The sequence below is a fragment of the bacterium genome, assembly GCA_024224155.1.
Taxonomy (GTDB): Bacteria; Acidobacteriota; Thermoanaerobaculia; order Multivoradales; family JAHEKO01; genus CALZIK01.
Genome location: JAAENP010000256.1, coordinates 1 through 8,597, shown reverse-complemented (window position 1 = coordinate 8,597; position 8,597 = coordinate 1). Strand labels below are relative to the sequence as shown.

Genomic DNA, 8,597 nt, shown 5'->3' with positions numbered 1-8,597 from the left:
GGATGTCGGCGGAGAGGACCTCGAGGCGGCCCTCGACTTTTTGCAGCGTCTGGCCGGCGACGCGCCGGCCGATGCCGAGCGGGCTCATAAGCTTGAGGCGGACCCGCTCGGTCTCGTCCAGAACCTGAGTGATGTGTTGCTCGAGATGGTAGAAGCGGCTCTCGGCGAGCAGCATCGCGTTGCCCGCCAGCTTGCCCTCCAGGGCCTTCTTCGCCGAAATCATATGGATCTCCGGCTCGGCGTCGAGGAGTCTGCGGGCATTCTCGCGAACGAAATCCTCGACCTGCCACCGATCCTCGTCGGATGCGAGGAAATCCATCTTGTTGATTACGAAGACGAGCTTCTTGCCCCACTCGCGAATCTCGGTCAGGAATGCGCGCTCGCTTTCGGCGAACGGCCGGTCGGCCGAAGTGACGAACAACACCAGATCGGCCCTCGGAATGAACTCCTGGGTCAGTGCCTCGTGCTCGCGGTCGAGAGCGTTGGTACCGGGTGTGTCGACGAAATGGACCTGTCGCAAGAAGGCCAGCGGCTCGGTGAGCACTTCGACGCCGTCAGCGTCGACGGTTCGAGATCTCTCGGGTCCGTAGATGATTCGATGAATGCGACTGGTGGTGGGAGTGACACCCTCTTCGAGCACCGGCCCGCCGAGAAACGCGTTGAGGAACGTGCTCTTGCCCGAGTTGAACTCTCCGACGACGACCAGCAGGAAGAGCTCGTCGAGCGAGCGGATCGCCGTTTCGAGTGTCTTTCGTGTTGCCGGGTCACCGTGGCCGCTCTCGACCACCGCCTGGAGCTCGCGCAGGGCGTGGCGCTGGCGCGCGAGAATCCCGCGCTGCTCTTCGTCCAGGACCGTCTCGAGCATCTGGCGGCCGCTGTACCTCTAGGGTCGGGGCCGAACTCGGGTCTCGAGTGTCTCGAACTTGGGTTTCGTATCGAACCGGCATTCGCCGTCGGCTTCGATCTCGAGGCTCTGGCACCGGCTCTGGAGGTTCTTGGGCTTCGGCTTCTTGCCGCCCTCGGCCCAGATCTTCAGGGCTCGCCACGAGGCCAGAAGCTCGACCTCGCTGAAGCCGCAGTGGGAGGCCTTGGCTTCGGTTACAAAACCGGCGGCGAGGCCGTCGGCGGGAGCGAGATCACTGTAGTTGCGCAGGTTCTCGGGGAAGAAGACACTGTCTCGACTGGTGTGGAGCGAGATGACCTTGGTGTCCTTGATGTCGCCCGAGAGCCTGGACGTCTGCGCCAGCTTGCGGGCGCCTTTCGGGTCGACCTTGGCACGTTCAATGGACGCGTTGAGGGAGTCCGAGCCATAGTCGACGCCGTCGTTTCCTACCGGCAGCCGGCCCTTGAGCTTCCTCTTGTCGCGCACCAAGTCGTAGAGGCCGAAGGTGGCCTGCTGCATCGCATCGTGTAGGCCGCTTTCGGGGATGTCATTGACCCGGAGCAGCTCCTTCAAGCGCTGCTTCTGCTCGCTCGAGCGCTGAGGTCGCTTGCTGTCGATGCCGGTGCAAACGTTGACCGCGTTGCGAATGTCCGCGGGCTCCAGATCATTGGGCTTGGGCAGCCCCTTCGCGCCACCGGGGATTGACGCACCGATGACTTCCGAGCAGATGGCATCGTAGGCGAGCCGAAGATCGAGCGCCGCTTCCCAGTTGGGGACGCCCGCCAGAGGCCCACAGCTGGTGAGTGCGCCCACCAGGTTGCCTAGTTTGGCGGATTCGACTGCCGCCAGGGCCGCGAGGGCACCGGTGGATTCGCCGAAGAGATAGACATTGGTGGGCTCTCCGTAGCGGGCGACGAACGTGTCGTACACTTTCTCGAGGTCGCGCTCGGACTTGAACAATGGCCAACCCGTGACGGTGTAACTCGTGGTGCCGAGTGCGTAACCCTCGTCGAACTGGCGCTGGGCCAGTTGACCGAAGTCCTCGATCTCCCGGACGCCGAAGTAGTTCGAGTCGTGGCTCCAGATAGCGAGGTCGCCGTTCCAGTTTTCCGGTACGGCCAGGAGGAACGAGGAGCCTCCGGCCGCTCGGCCCTCGAAGCAATCACAGTTGGCAATCTGAAAAGCCACGGACCCGCTCCAGGCACCGGCACCCAGCGGGTTCACGGCCCGCACACGCCAGGAGTACGCTCCGGCCGCCAGCGCCCCCGAGGTGAACCGGCAGACCCCTCCGATGCAGTGGTCCGCCGCTGCCAGAACGGTCGATGTGCCGAAGGCGTCTTCGATCTCGTACTCGGTCGCGCCGACGACCGTGTTCCAACGAAATGTGGGTGTGCCGTCGAAGACCCGAGACGAGGGGGACACCGCTGCCGGCGCGACCGACGGTGGTCCGTCGAAGACCACGACCGTCTCCGGCTCGCTCCAGGTACCGCCACAGATGTTCTCGGCGAGCACTCGCCAGATGTACTCGCCGGTCAACAGAGGATCATCGAGTACGGCCGTGCATCTGTTGCCTTCGCACGACTCGGTGGCGTCGAACGATCCGTCGAAAACGACGCCCGCGCTTCTCGAGACCAGCTCGAGGCGATAGCTCTTGGCCGCCTTGACCGGCTTCCAGGTGAATTCGGGCTCGAGGCCGCCGACGCTGAAGAGCTCGCCGCTCGGAGCCACCAGTTTGCCCACCTTTTTCGGAGACGACGGAACGATCGTGAACGACTCCTCCGCGGTCCAGGGGCCGTACCCGCGAGTGTTTCGTGTCTGGATGCGAATCGAGAGTGTGCCCTGATCGAAGTTGACGGGCGAGGTCACGGCGCAGTCCGAGTCCGAGCAGACGTCGTCCTCTTGGTACCAGGCGTTTAGCTTGTTGCCGCCGGCGCCGTCAATCTGTACGCGAAACCAGTTGCCGCAAGTGGCTCCCGCGACGGTTTCCTTGCGCCAGGCCAGGCTCGCCTTCTTGCCGCAGGCCTCGTCCAGGGGAGCGACGATCTCGGCGGCGCCGGGCTCGCCGGCCGAACCCAGTACGCGAAAGAACTCCTTGGCCATCACGTCATAGCCTCTGGCGTTGGGATGTCCGACGAAGTCCTCCTGGCCGACCGGAGGCTCCCAGTAGTTCCTGCTGAAGCATTTCGCCTGGTTGGAGCCGGGCGGGCAGAGCTTGGACCTGACGTCGACGAAACAGCGTCGCGCGGAAGCCGCCTGGCTCGCGATCAGAGAACCGAGTGTGTTGCCGATCAGGTTGCGCCCCTTGGTGAAGGGGCGTTCGAGCGTGGGATTGAGCCAGATCGTCGAAGCCTGCGCCGTCCCAATCTGCCGGTTCTTCGCCTTCCTCGCCATCTGCCGAAGGTTGAAGTCGATGGTCTGGGCGGAGACGCTCTCAGTTATATCGTTGGTGCCCTCCATCAGGATTATGAGATCCCAGGCCTTCTCGTTGAGGACGGCGTCGATGCGGGTCAAGGCCCGGTCGGTGGTCTCTCCGCGCCTCCCGCGATTGACGAACTGACAGGTGGAGGCGTTGCATCCGTAGTGTTCGGAGCTTTCGAGCCGCGGGATGTAGCCGCAGGTATCGGGGTCGCCGGCCTTGCATTTCGAGCTCGCGCCGACGTCGAATCCGATCGCCTCCGTCACGCTGTCTCCGAATCCGACCACCCGAAAGACTTCGGCGTCGAGGCGCGGCGTCGCGGCCAGCGCGAGGACGGCGAGAACGCCGAAGGAGAAACGCGGACTTGTCATGGCCGCGACTCTCGCCTCCAGGGCCACGACAGAGAGGGTTCGGAGCCGTCTTCCAGGGTGACCAGCGGCCGCTCCGGGTACCGACCGACGACCGCGGTCCGAGGCGTCGTTCCTTCCAGGTCAAACTCGACCAGGTTCCAGGTCTCGGGAACCACGGTTTGGTAGGTGAGGAAGCTACGACCGGCCACATTTTCGAAGGCGGCTCGGCCGGAGCCGCGCCCGGCGAGGGTCGGGCCCGAGGTCCAGCCGGTACCCGACCAGCGCGCGGTTCGCGTTCGATAGTCGTTGCCGTCGAAAAAACTCCAGGCCGCGTGGGCACTATTGCCGTGCGCCGCGACGGTCGGCAGAATGTCGGGCACCTGGTTGTCCGGGTGCAGCCGCCGCGGTTGGGACCAGGTGCGGTTCACCCTGCGGCTCCAGAAAATGTCGTCGTCGGTGCCGTCGTAGCCGGCCCAAAGCACCAGCCAGCTGCCGTCGTCGAGAACAGCCGCGGAGAGCGCGAGCTGGGGCCCCGAGTCTTGGATCGAGACCACTTCGACGTTCTCCCATGAAGTGCCGTTCCACACCGAGGCGAGAACTGAGAAGTCCTGCTGGCTCGATCCCTCGAGCCAGGCCGTCCCTTCCAGCCGATCTCCGGTCGTAAGCAGCACCGGAGCGGAGCGCAAAACTCCGGTCTGTGATGGCGGCGTCGGCAGTTCGGTCGTGAGTCCACCGGCGCGATGCACGAAGAAGAGGTCGCCGGTGCCGAGGTTGTCGCCCGCGATCACATAGCCGCCCTCCGCGGCCACGGCCACTCGGGCGAGCCGGTCCGTAGGCATGGAGACTCGTTCCGGCGCGGCCGAACGGCTCCAGATGCGTGCCGAGCCCGCTTCGAGCTCGAGGGCGACCTGGGCGCCGAGCGCCCCCGGCCTCGAGAACAACCCCAGGAGACCGAGCGTGACCACAGCTGTGCAGAACGCGAGGCTTCTGGGCGATGAAGGCAGCGCCGGGCTGTCCTGAGTCGATTGCATGGTGCAGTTTGGAGGGGAAGGCCGGAGCGGGACGCAGCCGCCGCGCCGAAAACCTAACCCCCGAAGGGGCCTGTGGTCAAGACCCCACTTGCCAAGTCCGGTTGTCCCCTCCGGAATTCGTGGCCGGCCGAGCTCATCCCTTGAGCTCAGCGGCCCGCTCGGTGGCCTTGACCACCGCTTTGATCAGGGTCACGCGCAGACCGCCCTCTTCGAGCTCGAGCAGGCCGTCGATCGTGCATCCCGCCGGGGTCGTGACCTCGTCCTTGAGCAGCGCCGGGTGACTGCCGCGGTCGAGCACCATGCCGGCGGCGCCGAGGGTGGTCTGGGCGGCCAGAAGCGTCGCCACGTCTCGCGGCAGGCCTACCTTGACCCCCGCTTCCGCGAGCGACTCGAGGATCACGTAGACGAAAGCCGGACCGCTCGCCGAGAGACCGGTGACCGCGTCCATGTGTTTCTCATCGAGCACGACCGTCCGACCGACGGCGTCGAAGAGCGAGTTGGCGAGCTCGAGATGTTCGTCCTGCGCGAACCGTCCGGCCGAGAGCCCGGTCATGCCCGAGCCGATGACCGAGGGCGTGTTGGGCATGGCTCGCACGACCGGCACCTCGCCGAGGTACTCTTCGATGGAGCAGGTTGGTATCGACGCCGCGACCGAGATCAGCAGCTTGCCGGCCATTGCCGGAGCGATCTCCTCGCACACGGCTTGGACCCCGGCGGGTTTGACGCACAGGAGCACGATGTCGGCGTCTTTGACCGCGGCGATGTTGTCGGTGGATACCGGCAGCCCGAACACTTCGGTGCGCGCTTTGGCGTTTTCCTCGTGATGGACCGTGGATGTGATCTGGTCGGCCGAGATCAGCTTCTGATCCAGAAACGCGCGCAGGAGGATTCCACCCAGCTTGCCCAGTCCGACGATCGCGACCCGTTGGTCCAGCTTTGGTGCACTCATTCGGATTCCTCCGGTTTGTAGCCGACTTCGACTTCGAGCATGCCGCTCCGGCCCGACTCCAGCCTCACCCTGGCGCGGCTGCTCACCGGCCGCCCATCCGATGAGAACACAGTTTCGCGCTCGATGTGTAGCGCTGGAACGGCCGTCGAAGACCGGGCAATGAGACGTTGGTTGCCGTTCGGCAGCGTCTCGGCCCGTACCAGAGCTTCGAGTGACGTCTGGTGCGCGGCGGCAGGCAATCGGCTTCGCCCCTTCGGTGCAAGCGTGCCCAGCACCTTTGAGGCGATGTCGGCGGCGTCGGGCCAGGACAAGGTCGCTCCGGCGGCTCTCGGAAGCGGCACCGCCAAGAGTTCCAACGCCGTAGCGAAGGCGTCGTAGGTATGCGGCTCGTAGTCGAAAGGCTCGGTCTCGCCCTGATTCCAGAACCAGTAGCCGATTGGAACGGGCTCCGCCTTCCCGATGAACTGGTCGAAGGGCCCGGGGAGCCAGCTATGGGTCATGCGGTTCGTGATCTCCGAGACCGCGCCGTCGGCGCCGACCTCGAAGCGGAACCGATCCTGGGAGCGCCCGATGACAATAAATGCAAAGGAGCCGTCGAGGGCGCGAGGCCGCTGCGCGTGCTCGAGCCAGCGTTGATGTTCGCGCCGGCCGTGTGCCCGGTTCGCGGCCCGCGCGGTTTCCAGGGCGGTCCAGCTGGCTTCGGGCAGGGTTACGACCGAGGCTGTTTTGACCTCTTCACCGAACGGTCCAAGCGGGTCGACCCAGTAGAGCTTCCAGGGATGCTCGAGGACGCCGCCCAGGCTCAGGCTGAGCGCCCCGGATGGTGTTTCTAATCCGGCCATCGAAAGACGGCCACCCGCTTCGAGGTCGGCGTCGGCTCGGACTCCGCGCACCCGAGCGCTGACCGAGTACCAGGCCTCCCAGGTCGGCCCGGCCGCGGATGTGGCCCGTTGGGAAAGCGACACCGTCATCAGTAGGACCGCTAGTAGTGAGCCTCGTCGTTTCATGTTCGGGCACCATAACTCGCGACTCTCGGAATCCCGAAACCGGCTGCGAGCCGACTCCCTGGGTACCGTCAGCGCTGGTACAATAAAGGTTTCGAAGGAGGAGAAGGAATGCGAAAAACAGTCACTCTTGCGGTTCTCGGGCTCCTGTTGATCTCGGGTGCGGGATATGCAGCGAAGGGCTTTCACTACGTTGCCGAAACGGTGACCACCGGCACCAACCTGAAGCAATCCGACACCATGATTGTCGAGGGTTGGGTCGAGGGGCCGAACGCCAAGATCGTCTTCCAGGAAGTGGGCGAGGCCAATCCGTTCCTCGGCGAGGGCAAGTACATTCTGACCAACGACGGCGGGGAGACCCTGTATCTCGTCGACCCGAAGGAGAACACCCACGCCAAGTTCGACTTGAGCGAGATGCTGGGCTTTGCCGGCGCGGTCATGGAATCGGGGATGTTCGAGATGGATGTGACGAACCATTCCGTCGAGCAGCTGGATAGCGGTAATGGCCCCGAGATGCACGGCTACGACACCAAGTACTACAAGTACCGGACGTCCTACGATCTCGAGATGAAGATCATGGGCATGAAGCGCGGCGATCACTACGTTCTGGATAACGAGATCTGGAGCGCAGAGGAGCTGCAGGCCACCGGATTCCAGGCCTGGATGCGTCCGCGCAAGACCGGCTTCGACGCCGTTGACACCCTGCTCGAGGGTGAGCTGGGGAAGGTGAAGGGCTTTCCCTTCAAAAGCGTGACCACCACCCGAACCGAGGGTGCCAAGAAGAAGAGGAGCGCGACCACGACTTCGACCACCGAGGTGACCGAGTTCGAAGCGATGAACGTCGATAATTCGATCTTCGAGCTGAATCCGGACTCGAAAGAGGTCACACTGATGGATCCAGGCGCCATGCAAGCCCAGGATTCCGAAGAAGAGCCGGCCGAAGAAGAAGAGAAGGGCGGCTTCATGAAGCGGCTCAAGAAGATCGGGAAGGGCGACGGCTAGGCGCCGGCCTGTTACCGTGACCTGAGAGGGCGGCTCCGGCCGCCCCTTTTTCTTTTGGAGAAGCGAATGAAATCAGCCGAGGTTCTCGAGCGCCAGGAGATCTTTGCCGGCAGGGTCGTGCACTTGAGCGTCGAACGGGTGTTGATGCCCGACGGCAACACTGCCGACGTCGAGATCGTGAGGCACCCGGGCGCGGTCGCGGTCGTGGCCGTAGACGACAACAACGAGGTACTTCTGGTGCGCCAGTATCGTCACGCTGTCGGCGAATGGCTGCTCGAGATCCCGGCCGGGAAGCTCGAGCCGGGAGAGGATCCACTGGATTGTGTCGTTCGCGAGCTCGAGGAGGAGACCGGGTTCCGACCCGGTACGGTCGAGCCGCTCGGAGGCATCTGGCCGACGCCGGGTTTCAGCGACGAGAGGATCTGGTTATATCTCGCGTCCGGGCTCGAGGCCGGGAAGCAGGAGCTCGAGCAGGACGAGGTTCTCACGGTCGTCCGAATGCCCTTGGCCGAGGCGCTCGATGCCGCCCGCGACGGGCGCATCTGCGACGGCAAGTCGATCAGCGCGCTGTTGCGGGCGGAGAGGAGGCTGTAGCGGCCGACCAATGTCGGTGAGAACCGCACCGATCGGGCCGCCCGGTGTCGCCTCTTCGCGAGCCATCAGCAGATGGAGAGGCTCGCTCCGAGGCGCACGCGGCCGGCCTTGCCCGCCTCCGGATTGCTCGGCCTCTTGTAGAAGTCGAGCCCCGCGCAGGCGATTCTCCAGGGGCCGGCTCGGGCTCGTCCGCTACAGTTCCTAAGCGCCGACGAGCGTCGCCCGCCTTCGGGATACCCACGCCGGCCTTTCACTCCCGGAAACTGGTCGACGCCGAGGTCGACCGCTTGCGTGTCGGTGTTCCTATTCGTTAACCAAGGCGCCCAAGCGGAGAGTCCTATTCGGCACTGAGCCGGAAGGAGCGCCGC

General features: G+C 64.7%; 7 protein-coding genes. 2 read left to right on the top strand and 5 right to left on the bottom strand.

Translation table 11 applies throughout. The annotated features are described in order from the left end of the window. The 5 genes from GY769_13630 to GY769_13610 form a co-directional block, all read right to left on the bottom strand. Positions 1-865, bottom strand: an 865-nt coding sequence (locus tag GY769_13630) for a GTP-binding protein (GenBank protein MCP4202958.1), incomplete at its 3' end; no start/stop codon positions are given. Between the two features lie 18 nt (positions 866-883). Then, positions 884-3,670, bottom strand: coding sequence for a hypothetical protein (locus tag GY769_13625; GenBank protein ID MCP4202957.1), 2,787 nt, complete (start codon positions 3,668-3,670; stop codon positions 884-886). Beyond that, positions 3,667-4,680, bottom strand: a complete 1,014-nt coding sequence (locus GY769_13620; GenBank protein ID MCP4202956.1) for a hypothetical protein — start codon at positions 4,678-4,680, stop codon at positions 3,667-3,669. Before GY769_13620 ends, GY769_13625 begins: the two co-directional genes overlap by 4 nt. Before the next feature lie 133 nt (positions 4,681-4,813). Next, entirely contained in the window at positions 4,814-5,629 is an 816-nt protein-coding gene (proC, locus tag GY769_13615) for a pyrroline-5-carboxylate reductase (protein ID MCP4202955.1), read from the bottom strand. Continuing rightward, complete coding sequence (locus GY769_13610; protein MCP4202954.1) at positions 5,626-6,636, bottom strand: hypothetical protein; 1,011 nt, start codon at positions 6,634-6,636, stop codon at positions 5,626-5,628. The genes proC and GY769_13610 overlap by 4 nt, the downstream gene beginning before the upstream one ends. Before the next feature lie 108 nt (positions 6,637-6,744). Here GY769_13610 and GY769_13605 point away from each other — a divergent pair, with 108 nt between their 5' ends. Both GY769_13605 and GY769_13600 read left to right on the top strand, forming a co-directional pair. Further along, positions 6,745-7,635 carry a hypothetical protein gene (locus GY769_13605; GenBank protein MCP4202953.1) on the top strand — a complete coding sequence of 297 codons (891 nt, stop codon included), beginning with the start codon at positions 6,745-6,747 and terminating at the stop codon, positions 7,633-7,635. 66 nt (positions 7,636-7,701) lie between these two features. Beyond that, on the top strand, positions 7,702-8,229 hold the full coding sequence (locus GY769_13600; protein ID MCP4202952.1) for an NUDIX hydrolase: 528 nt from the start codon (positions 7,702-7,704) through the stop codon (positions 8,227-8,229). The last annotated feature ends 368 nt before the right edge of the window (positions 8,230-8,597 follow it).